The 17,713-nt window shown below is 37.0% G+C and carries 17 protein-coding genes; 14 read left to right on the top strand and 3 right to left on the bottom strand.

Annotated elements, in window-relative coordinates; all coding sequences use genetic code 11:
- The first annotated feature begins 4 nt into the window (after positions 1 to 4).
- The 9 genes from tsaB to EJK17_RS02780 all read left to right on the top strand — a co-directional run bounded on the left by tsaB (position 5) and on the right by EJK17_RS02780 (position 7,731).
- The gene (tsaB, locus tag EJK17_RS02820) at positions 5 to 748 is read left to right on the top strand and encodes a tRNA (adenosine(37)-N6)-threonylcarbamoyltransferase complex dimerization subunit type 1 TsaB (RefSeq protein ID WP_103661752.1); all 744 of its coding nucleotides are present in this window, start codon (positions 5 to 7) and stop codon (positions 746 to 748) included.
- Entirely contained in the window at positions 732 to 1,313 is a 582-nt protein-coding gene (gene rimI / locus EJK17_RS02815; protein WP_103661753.1) for a ribosomal protein S18-alanine N-acetyltransferase, read from the top strand. The genes tsaB and rimI overlap by 17 nt, the downstream gene beginning before the upstream one ends.
- Positions 1,310 to 2,359, top strand: coding sequence for a tRNA (adenosine(37)-N6)-threonylcarbamoyltransferase complex transferase subunit TsaD (gene tsaD, locus EJK17_RS02810; protein WP_103661754.1), 1,050 nt, complete (start codon positions 1,310 to 1,312; stop codon positions 2,357 to 2,359). The genes rimI and tsaD overlap by 4 nt, the downstream gene beginning before the upstream one ends.
- 218 nt (positions 2,360 to 2,577) lie before the next feature.
- Positions 2,578 to 3,378 (top strand): SDR family oxidoreductase, encoded by an 801-nt coding sequence (locus EJK17_RS02805; RefSeq protein WP_103661755.1) that lies wholly within the window; start codon positions 2,578 to 2,580, stop codon positions 3,376 to 3,378.
- 33 nt (positions 3,379 to 3,411) lie between these two features.
- The gene (locus tag EJK17_RS02800) at positions 3,412 to 5,250 is read left to right on the top strand and encodes a BglG family transcription antiterminator (RefSeq protein WP_103661756.1); all 1,839 of its coding nucleotides are present in this window, start codon (positions 3,412 to 3,414) and stop codon (positions 5,248 to 5,250) included.
- Position 5,251: 1 nt separating this feature from the next.
- Positions 5,252 to 5,764 carry a transcriptional regulator GutM gene (locus tag EJK17_RS02795; protein WP_103661757.1) on the top strand — a complete coding sequence of 171 codons (513 nt, stop codon included), beginning with the start codon at positions 5,252 to 5,254 and terminating at the stop codon, positions 5,762 to 5,764.
- 3 nt (positions 5,765 to 5,767) lie between these two features.
- Entirely contained in the window at positions 5,768 to 6,319 is a 552-nt protein-coding gene (gene srlA, locus EJK17_RS02790) for a PTS glucitol/sorbitol transporter subunit IIC (RefSeq protein ID WP_127796171.1), read from the top strand.
- Positions 6,320 to 6,339: 20 nt separating this feature from the next.
- The gene (gene srlE, locus EJK17_RS02785; protein ID WP_103661759.1) at positions 6,340 to 7,344 is read left to right on the top strand and encodes a PTS glucitol/sorbitol transporter subunit IIB; all 1,005 of its coding nucleotides are present in this window, start codon (positions 6,340 to 6,342) and stop codon (positions 7,342 to 7,344) included.
- Positions 7,345 to 7,359: 15 nt separating this feature from the next.
- The gene (locus EJK17_RS02780) at positions 7,360 to 7,731 is read left to right on the top strand and encodes a PTS glucitol/sorbitol transporter subunit IIA (RefSeq protein ID WP_103661760.1); all 372 of its coding nucleotides are present in this window, start codon (positions 7,360 to 7,362) and stop codon (positions 7,729 to 7,731) included.
- Positions 7,732 to 7,801: 70 nt separating this feature from the next.
- Here the strand turns inward: EJK17_RS02780 and EJK17_RS02775 are convergent, their stop codons facing one another.
- Complete coding sequence (locus EJK17_RS02775) at positions 7,802 to 9,742, bottom strand: ABC-F family ATP-binding cassette domain-containing protein (RefSeq protein WP_103661761.1); 1,941 nt, start codon at positions 9,740 to 9,742, stop codon at positions 7,802 to 7,804.
- A gap of 189 nt (positions 9,743 to 9,931) precedes the next feature.
- On the opposite strand from EJK17_RS02775, the gene EJK17_RS02770 reads away from it, so the two are divergent.
- The 4 genes from EJK17_RS02770 (at position 9,932) to EJK17_RS02755 (ending at position 13,003) form a co-directional block, all read left to right on the top strand.
- Positions 9,932 to 10,579 carry a redox-sensing transcriptional repressor Rex gene (locus tag EJK17_RS02770; protein ID WP_103661762.1) on the top strand — a complete coding sequence of 216 codons (648 nt, stop codon included), beginning with the start codon at positions 9,932 to 9,934 and terminating at the stop codon, positions 10,577 to 10,579.
- Between the two features lie 143 nt (positions 10,580 to 10,722).
- Positions 10,723 to 11,181 carry a LytTR family DNA-binding domain-containing protein gene (locus EJK17_RS02765; RefSeq protein WP_103661763.1) on the top strand — a complete coding sequence of 153 codons (459 nt, stop codon included), beginning with the start codon at positions 10,723 to 10,725 and terminating at the stop codon, positions 11,179 to 11,181.
- Entirely contained in the window at positions 11,178 to 11,924 is a 747-nt protein-coding gene (locus EJK17_RS02760) for a LiaF transmembrane domain-containing protein (RefSeq protein WP_103661764.1), read from the top strand. The genes EJK17_RS02765 and EJK17_RS02760 overlap by 4 nt, the downstream gene beginning before the upstream one ends.
- A gap of 95 nt (positions 11,925 to 12,019) precedes the next feature.
- Complete coding sequence (locus tag EJK17_RS02755; protein WP_127796170.1) at positions 12,020 to 13,003, top strand: class III bacteriocin; 984 nt, start codon at positions 12,020 to 12,022, stop codon at positions 13,001 to 13,003.
- Positions 13,004 to 13,044: 41 nt separating this feature from the next.
- Here the strand turns inward: EJK17_RS02755 and EJK17_RS02750 are convergent, their stop codons facing one another.
- Positions 13,045 to 14,031, bottom strand: coding sequence for a LacI family DNA-binding transcriptional regulator (locus tag EJK17_RS02750; RefSeq protein ID WP_103661766.1), 987 nt, complete (start codon positions 14,029 to 14,031; stop codon positions 13,045 to 13,047).
- A gap of 12 nt (positions 14,032 to 14,043) precedes the next feature.
- Entirely contained in the window at positions 14,044 to 15,501 is a 1,458-nt protein-coding gene (locus tag EJK17_RS02745; RefSeq protein ID WP_127796169.1) for a sucrose-6-phosphate hydrolase, read from the bottom strand.
- 226 nt (positions 15,502 to 15,727) lie between these two features.
- Between EJK17_RS02745 and EJK17_RS02740 the strand changes: the two genes are divergently transcribed.
- Complete coding sequence (locus tag EJK17_RS02740) at positions 15,728 to 17,677, top strand: sucrose-specific PTS transporter subunit IIBC (protein ID WP_103661768.1); 1,950 nt, start codon at positions 15,728 to 15,730, stop codon at positions 17,675 to 17,677.
- Positions 17,678 to 17,713 lie beyond the last annotated feature (36 nt).

Genomic DNA, 17,713 nt, shown 5'->3' with positions numbered 1-17,713 from the left:
TAATATGAAAATCTTAAGTGTTTCAACTGCTACTAACCATTTAAGTGTGGCACTAAATAATTATGAAACAATTGTTGAGGAAAAAAACGAGCAAGATCAGCGTAATCATAGTGAACATCTTGATCCAATGATTGCTGCGATTTTAAAAGAAAATAACTTGCAATTAAAAGACCTAGATCGCTTCGCTGTTGCGATTGGTCCTGGCTCATATACTGGCTTAAGAATTGGCATTACAACGGTGAAGATGTTTGCTAGCATCTTGAACAAAGAAGTAGTGGGGATTTCTACCTTGCAAGCTTTGGCTAAGAGTATTGATGAACAAAATACACTAATTGTGACTGGCCTTGATGCTAGAAATGATAATTATTTTGCTGGGGCTTATGTTAATAATGCAGAAAAAATGCCAGAAATGGTGATTCCCGATGGCCACTATCATATTGATGTCTTACTAAAGGCAGTATCTGCTTATCTTGCTGAAAATGATTTAACGAAAGTGATATTTGTTGGGACCGGATTAGCTAAGCAAGATGAACAAATTAAAGCAATGGGCATAGATTATACTTATGCCACAGAAGAACAAAATGAGTTGCATGCTGGGTTAATTGGGCAATTGGCAGTGACTGCTCAACCGGTTGATCCAGATCAGCTTTTGCCCCGTTACTTGCGTAGAACTCAAGCCGAAGTAGATTGGCACAAGAAGACGGGCAAGCCTTTCGGTCCAGATAGTGATTATGTTGAAGAAGTTTAAAAGGCTGAATAATTTCTTTCATCCAGAAGTTAATAAGATTGATATGAATTTTAGTCCGTTTGCGATGACGGTTAATGGTAAGGTCTTGCAAGTCATGCAAGCAACGGATAATGATATTCCCGCCTTATTGGTTTTAGAAAAAGCAGTTTATTCCGGGCATACACCATGGAGCAGCTTTTCCTTTGAAAGTGAATTAAAGAAACGTAAAAATTCATTATATTTAGTTGTTTATCAAGCTTCGACCCTAGTTGCTTTTATCGGTGCACGTTTTCATCCGCGCGAAGCACATATTACTAATATTGCGGTTGCACCAGATTATCAAGGACAACATATTGGGAGAAGACTATTGGAACTAATGATTGATCGTGCTCGCAAGAATGAAAGTGAGTGCGTTAGTCTAGAAGTAAAAATCGATAATGATGTTGCCAAGCGCCTGTATGAATCAATCGGGTTTGAAGCAACCTTTATTCGAAAAAATTATTACCAAGATACGCATACTGATGCTGTTAATATGATTCTTTGGTTAAAACCACATCAAATTAAGAGAAGGAAGTTAACATTTTGAGTGAGAAAAAAGACGTCCGCATTTTAGCTTATGAAAGTTCCTGTGATGAAACTTCAACAGCAGTAATTAAAAATGGTCGCGAAATCGAAAGTTTAATTGTTGCTACTCAGATTAAGAGTCACCAACGCTTTGGTGGGGTTGTTCCAGAAGTTGCCAGTCGTCACCATATTGAAGTGATTAGTCAAATTACTAAAGAAGCCTTAAATGAAGCACATACGAGTTGGAACGATATTGATGCAATTGCGGTAACTGATGGCCCAGGTTTAGTTGGTGCCTTGTTAATTGGGGTTAGTGCTGCAAAAGCTGCTTCAATGGCAACAGGGATTCCGCTGATTGGCGTGGACCATATTATGGGACACATTATGGCAGCGCAATTAAAAGATCAAATCGAATACCCGGCTTTAGCTTTACAAGTTTCAGGTGGTCATACTGAAATCGTCTTAATGAAGGATCCAATTAATTTTGAAATTATCGGTGACACCCGGGACGATGCAGCTGGTGAAGCTTATGATAAGATTGGCCGAGTACTTGGGGTTAATTATCCAGCTGGTAAAACAATTGATGCTTGGGCTCATGAAGGAAAAGATACCTTCAACTTCCCACGGGCAATGATGGAAGACGATGATTATGACTTTTCGTTCTCTGGGTTGAAGAGTGCTTTCATTAATACTTGTCACCACGCTGATCAAATTCATGAAAAATTGAATAAATACGACTTGGCAGCTAGTTTCCAAGCTGCAGTAATTGATGTTCTGGCTCATAAGACAATTAGAGCAATTAAACAATATCAACCGAAGACCTTTATCATGGGTGGCGGTGTTGCTGCTAACCATGGTTTGCGTGATTGCATGAGTGCTGAAATTGCTAAGTTACCTAAAGCAAAACAACCAAAGGTTATCTTGCCAGATATCAAGTTATGTGGTGATAATGCGGCAATGATTGGGGCTGCTGCTTATAACTTATACAATGCGGATAAGTTTGCGGATTTGACTTTGAATGCTGATCCATCACAAGAATTGCCTTATGCTAATAGTATGTTGAATTAAAGAGTAAAAGTAAAAGCCTTAGTGTATCAAGCAGAATACACTAAGGCTTTTTATGTGCAAAATTATATCTCTATCAGCATCTATTTATTACCTATTTTTTATATTAAAATTGAAGTTAAATACATCTTTTTCAAACTGATTCGAAAAACTTGCTATTAAGCAATGTAAGCGCATCCATTAATATTGAAAGTGAATCAAGCGAAAAGAGGTATTTAGAAATGAATGATTGGTTAAATTTGGAAGATAAAGTTTACATTGTTACAGGTGGCTCATCCGGTATTGGTGCAGCTATTGTCAAGGAACTTTTAGGTCATGGTGCTAAAGTAGTTGACGCCGACTTAAACGAACCTAAGGAAGAGCATGATAACTTAGTCTTCTACAAGACCGATGTTACTAATAAGGAAAATGTTGAAGCAACAGTTAAGGCAACTGTTGATAAATTTGGCAAAATTGACGGGGTTGTTAACAACGCAGGTATCAATTTACCAAGATTATTAGTTGATGATAAGAAGCCTGAAAGTCAATATGAAATGACGGAAAATGATTGGGCTAAAATGTTCAGCGTTAACGTTAAGAGCGTCATGTTGATGTCACAAGCTGTTGGTCGTCACTTAGTTGCTCAAAAGCATGGTGTGATTGTTAACATGTCAAGTGAAGCTGGTCTTGAAGGTTCACAAGGTCAAAGTATTTATTCAGCAACCAAAGGTGCCATTAACGGCTTCACTCGTTCATGGGCTAAGGAATTAGGTAAGTTCAATGTTAGAGTTGCAGGTGTTGCTCCTGGGATTATGGAAGCTACGGGTTTAAGAACTCCAACTTATGAAAATGCATTAGCTTACACGAGAAATATTACTGTTGATCAACTTCGGGCAGGTTACAAGAGTACCACAACTACTCCAATGGGACGTAGTGGTCACTTGTATGAAGTTGCTGACTTAGTTTCATACTTGCTTTCAGAAAGAGCAAGTTACATCACTGGTGTAACTATCAACGTTGCAGGTGGTAAATCAAGAGGATAATACTAAAGATAATCAAAGATTGGAGGCCATCAGATGAACAGCGACTTGTACAAAATCATTCGCATTCTAATAGAAAATGGCCCCACAACCATTGATGAATTAGCCTACTTAGAGAATGTAAGTAGACGAACAATTGAGAATCGAATTAAAGATTTATCTCAAACTTTAGAAAAGGTTGTTGCGATAGTTAAACGCGGTAACGCATATAGTTTAGCAGTTCTTGACTTTAATCTCTTTTATGAGATGCAGTATAAATATTTGCAGAATGGCTTTAACGTTGATGATCCTGAAGAAAAGTCATTACGGATTATTTATGAATTAATCAAGCAGCCAGATTACACTTCAATTGATAATTTGGCAGACAAATTGACTCTTGATAAGCGTTCAATCAGTCGTAATATTTCTGATAAAGCAAAATACTTAGCTTTATATTTTGCTCAAGCAACTAGTAAGCAGGGCAAGGGAATTAAGATTAGTTTTCAAAATGAAGCAATGATTTTGCTTTTGATGAGAAATATTATGACCCTGGGACATGGATATGTTGACACAGATCGTTTTGATAAAATTTTCAACTCCCTCGATCAAAAATTTACCGATAAGAAACTTCTTAAAAAGATCGTGCTAAATATTCTTGTTTTAGAAAAGGTAAGAAATTGTCGGGGTCAAATTAATGATCGAATTCCTTTCTTTTATCCTTTATGGGATCAGGAAAATTCAGAAATTCAAACTTTAACATCTTGGTTTAAGGTTCATTTTATGGGCTTAACAGCAGCAGAAACAGAATTCTTACTGTCACCATTAAATTTGAACAAAAATATTTATACTAGTGAAGTCAAGCTGGAACAAGTATTTAACGAAAATCGAAAGTTAGTCTATAGCAGCTTAAAGAAAAGTGTCCTTAACTACGGTTTAAATACAGATACAGTATATTTTAAAATCAAGTGGCATATTTTATTCTTAATCAATCGCTGTGTCTTACGGCAGAATTTAAAAGAAACTCTCCCTAAAGAAACTGCAGAAAAATATCCTGTAGCCTTCGAGTTTGCTTTGAGTTTAGTAGAAATTATTGAAACTAAGTATGAGGCAAAGGTTAGCTTAGGTGAAATTAACTATTTGGTTTTGTATTTCCAACAAGCAATTGATGAGTTGGATACAGGAAAGATTAATTCTGCAGAAAAAATAGCAGTTATTAAAACTTTTCGTTCCTCGGCTAATGATTTTTTAGGCGAGAAAATTAAAAGTAAACTACCAAATGCCGAGATTGCGATTTTTAAGAATAAAAAAGAGCTACTTAAAGATAATCATGATTACTTATTTGTACTCTCAAGAATGCCCTTTGTTTATAAAGATATTCCGGTAGTTAATCCCAACATAGTATTTAAGAAGGATAAGCTTTCGATCTTAATTACCATTGCTTTAATTCAAAAATATATTAAGCAAAAATTGATTAAAGTAGTGCGGCATGATTTAACGGCCAAGACTTACTATCAGACAGTAGAAGAATTAGTGGGTTTGCTTAGTGAAGATTATGAATTGACGACTGATTTTTATCAACGGTGGACTGAGCGTGAGAAAAAATCCAATAACGTAATTTCAAATGGAATTGCGATTCCTCACGCAGTTGATAATTCTGGTAAGCAGCGAATTTTACTTAGTTTTGGTATTGTTAAAAGTTCAGTAACTTACAAAAAGACCAAGTTAAAATTAGTTGCGTTAATCGGAATACCAGAGGATTTGAATACTCCGTTAGTGGAAGCTACTTCAGAGTTATATGATTTTATTTCAATGGTAATTCGTAATGAAGTTCTACTAGAAAATGCTGAAAAGTATGATAATACGCGGTCATTTATACAAATGTTAGAAGGGATTTAAGATGAATATTTGGTTTGTATTAATTTTTATTGCAGCGGCTTTCCTTTTACAAAGTCTATTGGGATTCTTACAATTACAAAATTTCGTCAAAGTTTTTAGAGGAATGAGTAAGAACGGTAAAGTTTTAATTGGTAAGAACCCGAAGAAACTTCGTGCAGGAAGTTTACTGCTGCTAAACATTGATCAAGATGCCAATATTCAGAATGCTAATTTAATGAAGGGTGTAACCGTATTTGCTAGATTTAAGCCTTTCAAAGAATTGGAGAATAAATCTCTTCCAATATTGGCTAGCTCATATGATGAAATGAAAAAGTTTGATCCGTTGACTAGAGAATGTATTTTAAATGCATATCGCAATTTTGTGAACTATCGAACCGGCAAGATGAGTCGTGAAGATTGGGATAAAAGTACCAATTTCTTATCACTACCAGTGTTTAACATGTGGAAAAATATGGCGATAGTTGGTTTTAACAAGATGAGTAATAAAGTTAGATCATTAGTAAAGAAGGCGTAAACGATGAAATATATAATTAATTTTGCCACATGGTTTATGGGATTGTTCCAAGCTGGTGGTAAACAGTTTGCTAATTGGGTAGCTACAATTATTCCATTAGTATTGATCATGTTGGTATTCATGAATGCTTTGATTGCCTTAATTGGTCAAAAGAAAATGAATAAGTTTGCCAAGGCTTCAGCAAGTAATCCGATTATGCGGTACATGATCTTGCCATTCTTAGCAGCTTTCATGTTGGGTAATCCATTAGCACATACGATGGGTAAGTTTTTACCAGAGTATTATAAACCAAGCTATTATGCTGCATGTGCTCAATTCTGTCATACAAGTAACGGTGTTTTCCCACACATTAACCCTGCTGAATACTTCATTTGGATGGGGATTGCTGCAGGAGTTCAAAAGTTAGGTTTAAATACCATGGACTTAGCAGTTAGATATTTGCTAGTAGGTTTAATTATGAACTTTATTGGTGGTTGGATTACTGATTTTACGACAGCTTATGTATGTAAAAAAACTGGTATTAAGTTATCAAAAGAAGCTAACTTGACTAAATAAGTTTGAAAGGAGCAACCGTTATGACAAAGTGGAAAAGCGTTAAAGTAGTTCGCGGTTCAGGCGGTTGGGGTGGTTCATTGACGATCACGCCAACTGATCAAAAGAATAAAATTTTGTATGTTACCGGTGGTAACCGGCCCGCAATTATTGATAAATTAAGTAAATTAACAGGGATGCAAGCCGTTGATGGCTTTAAGACCTCAATTCCTGATGATGAAGTTGCAGTAGCAGTTGTGGACTGCGGCGGTACTTTAAGATGTGGGATTTATCCTAAGAAGAAGATTAAGACAATTAATATTTTGCCAACTGGTAAATCAGGTCCGTTAGCGGATTTCATCACTCCAGAATTATATGTTTCTGCAGTTGATGTTGATCAAATTACTCCATCTGATGAAGATGCTGCTCCAAGTGATAGTGGAGAAAGCAAAGAAGATGTGAAGAAAGACGAACCAAAGATTGATACGCAAAAGACTTTAACTCAACAAAAGAGTGGTGGCTGGGTAGCCAAAGTTGGCGTTGGGGTTGGAAAAGTAGTTGCCACTTTCAACCAAGCTGCTAAGAAGTCAGTTAAGACCGTTATTGAAACTATTTTGCCTTTCATGGCCTTCGTTTCTTTATTGATCGGGATTATCAATGCTTCAGGAATTGGTAAGTGGTTTGCTAAGTTAATGACGCCACTTGCAGGTAATATTTGGGGCTTAATGATCTTAGGTTTCATTTGTTCATTACCATTCTTGTCACCATTACTTGGACCCGGTGGGGTTATTGGACAAATCATTGGTACCTTAATCGGGGTTGAAATTGGTAAAGGACACATCCCAGCACAATACGCTTTGCCAGCTTTGTTTGCGATTAATACGCAAAACGGCTGTGACTTTATTCCAGTTGGTTTAGGATTGATGGATGCTGATGCTAAGACTGTTGAAGTCGGTGTTACTTCAGTTCTTTACTCAAGATTTTTAAACGGTGTACCACGAGTATTCGTTGCTTGGCTTGCTAGCTTCGGCCTATACAGTGGAAAGTAAAAGAAGGAAATTAAAATGGATGCAGTAAAAAATAAAGTTTATGAAACAGAAGTTGTCGATATTGGTAGTGACGCCCAAGAATTCAAAGAAGTAAATATGTTGATTTTCTTTGGCGATGAAGCTCCTGATGCATTACGTTCTTCATGTTTCATTATTAAAGTTAATAATTTAGAACAAGATATTGAAGTTGGTCAAACTCTTCAAATTGGTGATGATAAATATAAGATTACCGCTGTTGGTAATGAAGCCAACCGGAATTTGAAGAATTTAGGTCACGTTGCAGTGAAGTTCACAGGGGATAAGGTTGCTGAAATGCCAGGTTCTCTCTATGTTGAAGAAGGAGAATTCCCTAAGATTGAAGTAGGTACGAAGGTTCAAATCTATTAATGCTTTTCTTTAAAATATCATTAACTAAAAACCTCAATGAATCAATAATTTGATCCATTGAGGTTTTTGCTTATTCAAATTCATCTAGGGCTGTCAACGCTTGTTCCCAAGCATCATTAGCTTGATCAAGTTCTTTTTGAATTGCGGTTAATTTTTCTTGCAGCGGTCCTAATTTATCAAAATTAGTGGCAATTTCAGGATTAGCCATTTCAGTTTGAATCTCTTTTTGTTGAGTTTCTAAACTTTCAATTTGCTTTTCCGCATCATCCACTGCTCTTTGCAATTTCCGCTTTTCGGAATCACGCTTTTTCTGCTCTTGATAAGACAACTTTTGCTCGCTGACTGGTTTAGTAACTTGAACAGTTTGTGCATTATCATCGTCAGTAGTTGCTTCACCCGGGGTCAAGCCAGCGGCTTGTTTAGCTTTTTCATCAAGATAATAGGAATAGTTTCCTTCATAGATCTTGGCATGACCATCACGTACTGACACAATCTTATTAGCCAATTGATTAATGAAGTAACGGTCGTGGGAAACGAAGAGCAAAGTGCCGTCATAATCTTTGAGCGCGCCTTCTAAGACTTCTTTGGCTTCAATATCTAAGTGGTTAGTTGGTTCGTCCATCAATAAAAAGTTATCGTGTTCAAGTGAAAGGACGGTTAAGGTTAAACGCGCTTTTTGACCACCTGATAATTGACCGACTGTCTTATCGATATCTTTGGCAGTGAACAAGAATGAGGCTAAGATTGAGCGCATATCTCGTTCAGGCATGGTCTTATGCCGGTCCCAAACCGTATCAAGGACAGTTTTACCCGGCTCTAAGCGCTGTAATTCTTGGTCATAGTAACCAATATTAAGGGATGCCCCATACTTAATTGAGCCATCTTTAGGGGTTAATTGCTTCATAATGGTCTTAAGTAAAGTGGACTTACCGATCCCATTGGGTCCGATGATTGCTACTCGATCACCTTTATTAACCTGAAAAGAAATATCCTTCACCATGGTCTTATCCGGATAACCAATCGTTAAATCATTTAAGATCAAAACTTCTTTGCCTGAAGGTCGTTCACTCTTAAAGTGGATTTTTACCTTATTTTTGTGTTTAGGTGGATTAATCCGTTCAATTTTTTCTAATTTCTTGCGCCGACTTTGAGCTCGTTTAGTGGTTGTGGCCCGCACCAAGTTCTTTTGAATGAATTCTTCGTCTTTTTTGATTTCTTCTTGTTGCTTTTCGTAGGCTGCTTCTTGTTGTTTATCACGTAATTCCCGTTCTTGTTGATATTGTGAATAATTACCTTTGAAGGCAGTCAATTTACCAAATTGCAATTCAAAAATCTGCGTTGCTAAATGATCTAAGAAGTACTGGTCGTGGGATACGACTAAAATCGCACCGTCGTAATTCTTTAAGAAACTTTCTAACCAATCTAAGGTATCCATATCTAAGTAGTTAGTCGGTTCGTCCAAAAGCAACAGGGGTGGTTTACGCAAAAGTAATTTGACAAAGGCCAAACGAGTTTTTTCACCACCAGATAAACTGCCAATTTGCTTTTGCCAAGTATTTTCTGGGAACTTGAAGCCGTTTAAAATACTCTTGATATCGGCTTGGTAGGTGTAACCACCTTGTTGTTCAAAGTCAAATTGCATTTGATCATATTGTTTAAGCAATGCTTCGTCTTCAGGATGATCTGCAATTTTCATTTGCATATGTTCTAGTTTCTTCCCCTTATTAATTAGAGGTGCAAAAACTTCTTCCAGTTCATCCCAAATGCTTTTGTCTTCGTCTAATGCATTTTCCTGAGCAATATAACCAACTTCAATGCCTTTATTAACAGTGAATTCACCATGGGTTGGTTCTTGCTGACCAGTCATAATTTTAAGTAGGGTAGTTTTTCCCACCCCATTAGGACCAACTAAACCAATTCGGGCATTAGAATCGATTGAAAAGTTAACATTTTTAAATAAAGTATTGGCACCAAATTGTTGTTCAAGATCGTGCCCTTGTGCAATAATCATAATTTCTTCACCTGCAATTATTCTACCATAGCCCTAGCTGACTTTGCCTTATTTATAGGAAAAGATAGGTTACAGTTCTATTAAGATTTTGTGATTGTGAATATTATAGTTGAAAAGATACCATAAAAGCAGGTATGATATAAGTGCTTGATTGTAAATTCACAAACAAAACATCTAGGGGGCTTAATAATGAATAAAATAAAAATTCCTAAGGCAACAGCCAAAAGATTACCGCTTTATTATCGTTACTTAATTATCTTAAACGAAGAAGGTAAAGCTAAAGTTTCTTCAACCGAATTGTCTGAAGCTGTTCAAGTAGATAGTGCTTCAATTAGAAGAGATTTTTCTTACTTTGGTGCTTTAGGTAAACGTGGATATGGATATGATGTTAAGAGCTTGCTTAGCTTTTTCAAGAAAATTCTAAATCAAGATACTTTAACTAATGTGGCACTAGTTGGGGTTGGTAACTTAGGGAGAGCGTTACTTAACTACAACTTTAAGCGTAGTAACAACATTAGAATTTCTTGTGCGTTTGATATTAATAAGGAAATTACTGGTCGAATTTTAAGTGGTGTGCCAGTTTATGACATGAGCGACTTAAAGCAACAGATTAGTGATCAACAAATTTCAATTGCTATTTTAACTGTCCCTTCTAGCGCAGCGCAAAGAACGACGGACGATATGGTAGAGGCTGGAATTAAAGGAATTATGAACTTCACCCCTATTCGTTTATCTGCTCCAGCTAGTGTAAGAGTCCAAAATGTCGACTTAGCAACGGAATTGCAAACCTTGATTTACTTCTTGGATTCTGATAAGGCCAAAGATTCAGATTTATAATTGAAGAAAGGACTGCTTTTTGCATGAAAGCAGTCTTTTTTTGTCTCTTAGTTAGAAAAAATGACCACTTAGTTAAAAAGGCTAGTTTTAGTTGAAAAAAGTTGGTTTAATACTATTAAGCCAAGTAAAGGAGGGGATAAAACTTGAAAGTCAAATTAGAAATTAATCCTGATCAAGCCGAAACAGAAATTACGATTTCAGCTGCTAAAATGGATGATCAAGTATTAAAGCTTTATAAAATGCTGCAGGAAAATAAAGATCAACCTGAACAAATTGAAGCCTTTAAAGATCACGTTTCTTATTATTTGGATTTAAGTGAAATCCTCTTTTTTGAAACAGATAGCAAAGTTGTAATGGCTCATACAGCTAAGCAGGCTTATCAAGTAAAGTATAAGTTATATGAATTAGAAGATATTTTGGGTAGCAGCTTTATGCGAGTGGCTAAATCAACAATTCTTAATTTAGACCAGATTCATGCTGTTACGCGGTCGATTTCTAACTGTCAGATTCAATTCAGCGATTCGTATAAGACAGTCTATGTTTCAAGGCATTATTATCGCGATCTACGTAATCGTTTAGAAGAAAGAAGGAATTTTAAATGAGAGGCAAAGTTTCTAGAATCTTTTGGGGTCTTTTCTTTTTAGCTTGTGCAATCTTTATTGTATTAAATCAAATGGGCATTTGGACTTACCGCTTAGGCTTTTGGGCAGCAGTTGGCACTGTGATTTTTGCCATTAGTTTAATCGATGGTTTAGTCAATCGCAGAATTACGGAAGCAGTCTTTTCAGTTGCCTTTATCTTGATGATTTTTGCCCAACCACTACATATTACCAAGTTAGTTCCTTGGACGATTTTATTGGCAGCAGTCCTAATTTCCATTGGTTTGGGGATTATATTTCGCAATCGATTTCATACGGTGGTTTATGCAAATAAGAAAATTAAGGACTTTAGAGACAAAAGAGAAAATATTACGGATCATCTCTTTACTGACACAGTAACTAAGGAAGATGGTGCTCATATCCTAGTTAAGCAAACGATGTCGGATACATCCAAATACATTCATTCTAAGGCACTTGAAACAATTGATGTCGATGCCAAAATGAGTGATGTTAATTTGTATCTAGATGATACACAAGCTGCTGGAGAGACAGTTACTTTGAATCTGAACTTAACGATGACAGATTTAACAGTTTATTTACCACTTTCTTGGCAAGTTGAAAGTAACATGACTTCGGGTTTTATGACGGGTGATTTAGAAATTGATGGCACCTCTAATGGTGGCGGCCCAACTTTAATTATTGGCGGTCATACCAGCATGAGTGATGTTGAAATTAAATATGTTTAAGATAAACGGAAGACGGTAATCTTCCGTTTATTTATTTTTTGTCTTAAAATGAGAGAGATGAATAGTTAGTTTATCTATGGAAAGTACGAAGCCTCATGATTAATAAAAATGTGAAATTAAGCTTGTTATATGAGCTTGATAATTTGCACCATGTTGTTGTGCAAGCCTCAGACGTTGGGTCAAAGTATGTCTATGCGTTGCAGTTATTGCATAAGCAGACTGATATTATTGTCTATCGTGAACAACCTAGCGGTAAACATGTGATTTTTGATGAAGATAATCCCATTGTTTACTTAACTAATATGGCTGGCGGACATACTCAGACTTGGACTTATGCAGGTGAAAAAGATCGTTGGTTTATTGGAACTAAACCTAAGAAGCATGGCAGTATTTTGTGGGATACCCAAATTGCGCGGATTGATTTAGCTAACGCTCCAGTACAAGTGGATGCCAATACGGCTTTGCCACGTTTGTCTTATCTTAACCGAGCTGGATCTGGCTTTGGCGATGGTAGTGTTGCTTATCCTGGTAAAGATTTAGAGCGTTTGGAAGCAGCAGTTTCTCCAGATTACAAGAAGTTTTTAATTGCCAGCATCGATTTGAACCATGTTGGTCACTTTGCTCTTTATGATTTAGCTGAGGTTAATGCTGCTTTAGACCAAGCAGAAGCTGATAATTCCGATGTAAACATCCAAAACTTACATTGTTTAGGCGCCTTTAACATTCCTAATATGAATACTGATCCTTTGAAATCAATTCAAGGCTATGACATTGATGAAGACAATAATATTTACATTTCTAGTCAATTAGGACCAACTACTGACTTTTTAGGTTTAGCCAAAGAAGGTAAGCCACGTGAAATTGTTAAGATTCCATGGGGTGAAGCAGATTCAAGTAAGTGGGAAGTAGCTGACTTGATGCATGATCATACAGTTGATGCTTTAGGTTTTGTTACTGAATTTGAAAGTGTTCAAGTTATCAGTCCTGATGAAATTTATTTGACTGTTGCTTACCACCGCAAAAGTGATTTAAAGAGTTTGAAGAACCGAGTTTATAAGATTGAAGGCTTCGGTGATTAAAGCAATAAAAAAGAGGAAATTCCACTGGAATTTCCTCTTTTTTATGCTGTCGTTAAGCTTTTAATTAGCTTTACCGGCAATTCATAATGCATTTCTTCTAGTTTTTCTTTTGGTTTAGTAATTCTAGTTAATAATAATTTTACTAAGACTAAAGCGATATCTGAAATTGGTTGCGCAATCGTTGATAATTCAGAATGATAAGTTTGAATTTCCTTAGTTCCATCAAAGCCGATCACCTTTAAGTCTGCTGGAACTTTAATCCCTAATTTTTGCGCTTCTTGTAGGACGAGAATGGCCGTCAGGTCATCCGTGCAAACTACACCGTCAGGGTGGTCATTGACTAGCATTTGATGAATCCGCATATTTTTTAATACGATCGAATCCGAAAAGGCGATCGAGCGAATATGTGGTTCAAACTGGTCCTTTTTGGCCATATCCAGATAAGCTTCTAAACGTTGGTCAGTCGGATTGCCTTTGCGATGTTCGTTACCTAAAAAATAGATTTTGTGGCAATTGGCTTGCAGAAGGTCATGGACTGCTAATTCAATACCCTGGTAGTTATTACAACTGACAATTGGAATATTATCTGAGAGTTTCCGGTCAAAAGAAACAATTGGTAAATTCAATTGTTGATATTCTTCGATTCCTAAATTATGTGCTCCTGCAATAATGCCATCGACTTGATTAGCCATGAGCATCCGTAAATATTCACGTTCTTTTTCTTTGTCGCGTCCAGCGTTACAAAGGATCGTTTTGTATCCTTGAGCAAAAAGCTGAGTTTCGATAGCTTGCACTAATTCCGCAAAAAACGGGTTAGTAATTCCCGGAAAGATTAAGCCAACCAGTTTCATTCGCTTTCCCTGCAAGGAGCGGGCGAGCGAGTTAGGCTGATAATTTAATTCTTTCATAGCTGCAAAAACTTTCTTTTTAGTTTTGTCGCTTAAGTAGCCATGATTATTAATTACGCGCGAAACTGTGGTTACAGAAACACCAGCTTTTTCTGCTACGTCTGTTAATTTAACTGCCATCTGATCACCTGATTAAAGAATGGTTTCCATCTTCCAGAAGGTTCCTTCATGTTCTGTCTCTTGATCAAAGGTAATAAGTTGATCTTGAGGCTCAGTAAAGAAGCGGCCGGTTAAAACCTGTTCACCATCATTAACGAAGATTTCAACTAATGAATGATCAACGAAGATATTGAGTTTAACAGCTTCTTGTTTTGGCAAAGTAAGAGTTCTGCTAGTGCCATAATCAACTGCCACTTGTTTACCAGCTTGCTTGCGGTCTAAAGTCAACTGCCCTTTAGTTGTATCAAATTTTACTTGTAAACTTTGACTTAAATCGCTGTTTGCAGCTAAGTGCAAAGTGCCCATTTGATTAGCAGCAATGGTTAATTCAAGTTCATATTGACCGCCAGCATTAGTTTGGATTAACTTGTTAGGCACTTTTTCTTCACCGCGACGCAAGGTCTTCATACTTGGGACGGGCGTTTGAATTAATTGACCATCACGAATGGTTAATTTCTTAACTTGGCTGAGGCAGTTAGCCCAATTCTCATCATCAGTTGGGTAAGTTGTATCAGGTAAGCCTACCCAGCTAATGGCATAAGCTGTGCCATCTGGAGCATTAAAGGCTTGAGTGGCATAAACATCAAAGCCTTCATCTAGATTGTGCAAAGGGCTAGGGTTAATTAATTTGTGATTTTCCCAGTCGATGTCATCAGCAATAATGTACATGTCAGGATAAATGTCATCATAGTCAGCAATTCTTTTATCAAGGCCTTGTGGACAAAAAATGACAACAACTTTGCCATCAACTTTTACAATATTAGGACATTCAATCATGTAGCCCATTGGTTCACTACCTAGGTCTAAGAAGCCAACTTCTTCCCAATCTTTAAGATCAAGGGATTTCCAAACATCAATATGGCCGTGCTTTTCTGCTTTATCTTGTGCACCTAAGATAGCGTAATAAATCCCATTTTCTTCAATAATTTGAGGATCACGGAAATGTTCAGTGATATGATCAGGATTTTTAAATAAGACAGTTTTATCGCTGACCTTACCATTTTTATCCATCCAGGCACCAATTTGATAAGGAGTCCGAACCCAATTTTCATCGCGGTAGTTACCGGTGTACATTAAGAATAATTTATCATTAATTTCTTTAGCAGAACCAGAATAGGCACCATGAGAATCAGCCATCGTATCAGGCTTAACAGCTAAGCCTAAGTTAATCCAATGAACTAAATCTGTCGATTTAAAATGTACCCAAGACTTTAAACCGTGAACTGCGCCAAATGGATATGACTGATAAAAGACGTGATAAGCGCCATTAAAGAAAGAAAAACCATTTGGATCATTTACTAGTCCAGAAGTAGGGTGTAAGTGATAATGCATCTGATAAGGGGAATTGGCAGCTTGAGCTTGTAAGTCAAGTAAAGTTTCTGCATCCCATTTACTATAAGGTAAATAACGTTTCTCTCTTGTCCATTCCATAACTTTTTCCTCCGTGAAAGCGGTATCTTTATATAAATTATTGTAGAAAAAAATGGTAAATATGTCAATCGCTTAATATATACTGATCATTAGTCTATAACCTATTGAACCATAAGCTAAGGAAAATATTGAGAAAATTTATGTCAAACGATTGACATATTCACAGAATGCGCTATCATAGTTTATGAGTTCAATAATAAAAGCGTTTACATTAGGGAGGACGATTATGGACCATAGAAAAGTGGCTGAACGAGTAATTAAAGACGTCGGTCGCGATAACATTATCGCCGGCGCTCACTGTGCTACTCGTTTACGCCTTGTGTTGAAAGATGATTCAAAAGTTGACCAAAAGGCTTTGGATAATGATCCAGATGTTAAAGGTACTTTTAAAACCAATGGTCAATACCAAGTAATCATTGGGCCAGGGGATGTTAATGATGTTTACGATGAATTCATTAAAATCACTGGCTTGAAGGAATTATCAACCGATGATTTGAAGAAGGTTGCTGCTGAAGGGCAAAAGAAGAACCCAGTAATGGACTTCATTAAGCTATTGTCAGACATCTTCGTACCAATCATTCCAGCCTTAGTTGCTGGTGGTTTGTTGATGGCTTTGAACAACTTCTTGACTTCACCTGGATTATTTGGTTCTAAGTCAGTTGTTCAAATGGCCCCTAACATTGCGGGCTTGTCTAACATGATTCAAGTCATGTCAGCTGCACCATTTATCTTCATGCCAATTTTGGTTGGTATGTCGGCAGCTAAAAGGTTTGGCGCTAACCAATTCTTAGGTGCAACTATCGGGATGATTATGACCACACCTAACTTGGGTGGTGCTGCTAAGTTCTGGGACATTTTTGGTTTACATGTTGCACAAACTAATTACCAATACCAAGTTATTCCAGTTTTAGTTGCTGTTTGGGTCTTGTCAGTTTTGGAAAAGAGATTCCACAAATGGTTACCATCTGCAGTTGACTTTACCTTTACACCACTTCTTTCAATTATGATTACTGGCTTCCTTACTTTCACAATTATTGGGCCAGTCTTCAAGGGTGTATCTGATGCCATTACTAACGCGATTGTTTGGCTTTACAACACTACTGGTGCCTTCGGGATGGGTATCTTTGGTTTGACTTACTCAGCAATTGTTACTACTGGTCTTCACCAAAGTTTCCCAGCTGTTGAAACACAACTTTTAGCAGCCTTTGCTAAGAACCCAGCAAGTTCTGGTGACTTTATTTTCGTTACTGCATGTATGGCTAACATTGCTCAAGGTGCTGCCACCTTTGCCATTTACTTCTTGACTAAAAACAAGAAGATGAAAGGCTTGGCAAGTTCATCTGGTGTATCTGCCCTTCTTGGAATTACTGAACCAGCTTTGTTCGGTGTTAACTTGAAGTATAAGTTCCCATTCTTCTGTGCTTTGATCGGTTCTGGTGTTGCTGCTGCCTTTGCTGGCGCAATGCACGTTACTGCTGCTGCTCTTGGCTCAGCCGGTTTCCTTGGATTCCTTTCAATTTATCCAAAGACTATTCCAATGTGGATCGTTTCTGTAGCAATCAGTTTTGTAGTTGCCTTTGCTTTAACTTACTTCTGGGGCAAGGGTCACTTGAAGGAAGAAGTTGCTGAACAAGATGTGCCAGTTAACGATGCAACTACTATCGCTGAAGATAACCAAAAGGCAGAAAAAGTTGCTAAAGAACAATTAAGCTTAAAGGATGAAATTATTGCTTCACCAGTTGATGGTACTCCTGAAAGTTTAACTAAAGTTAACGACCAAGTATTTTCAGCTAAATTAATGGGTGATGGTGCTGCTGTTATTCCTAGCGATGGCACAATTTACTCACCAGTTACTGGTACAGTAACGATTGCTTATGAAACTAAGCACGCATATGGTATTAAGTCAGATGATGGTGCTGAAGTATTGATTCACATCGGTCTTGATACTGTAAACCTTAAAGGTGAACACTTTGAAAGCTTTGTAAAACAAGGTCAAAGAATTAATAAGGGCGATAAGTTAGGTACAGTTGATCTTGATGCAGTCAAGAAGGCAGGTTATGACACTACTGTGATGGTAGTTATTACTAATACTGCTAACTACGCTAATGTTCAGCGCATCACTGATGCTGGCGACAAACATGGTGATAACTTAATCGCTGTGACTGCACACAATTAATAAATAATTTCTTTGTACTCCTCTAGAAATTTACAA

Origin of the sequence: Lactobacillus xujianguonis (assembly GCF_004009905.1) — a bacterium.
GTDB lineage: Bacteria > Bacillota > Bacilli > Lactobacillales > Lactobacillaceae > Lactobacillus > Lactobacillus xujianguonis.
This window is presented reverse-complemented; position numbering and strand designations above follow the sequence as displayed.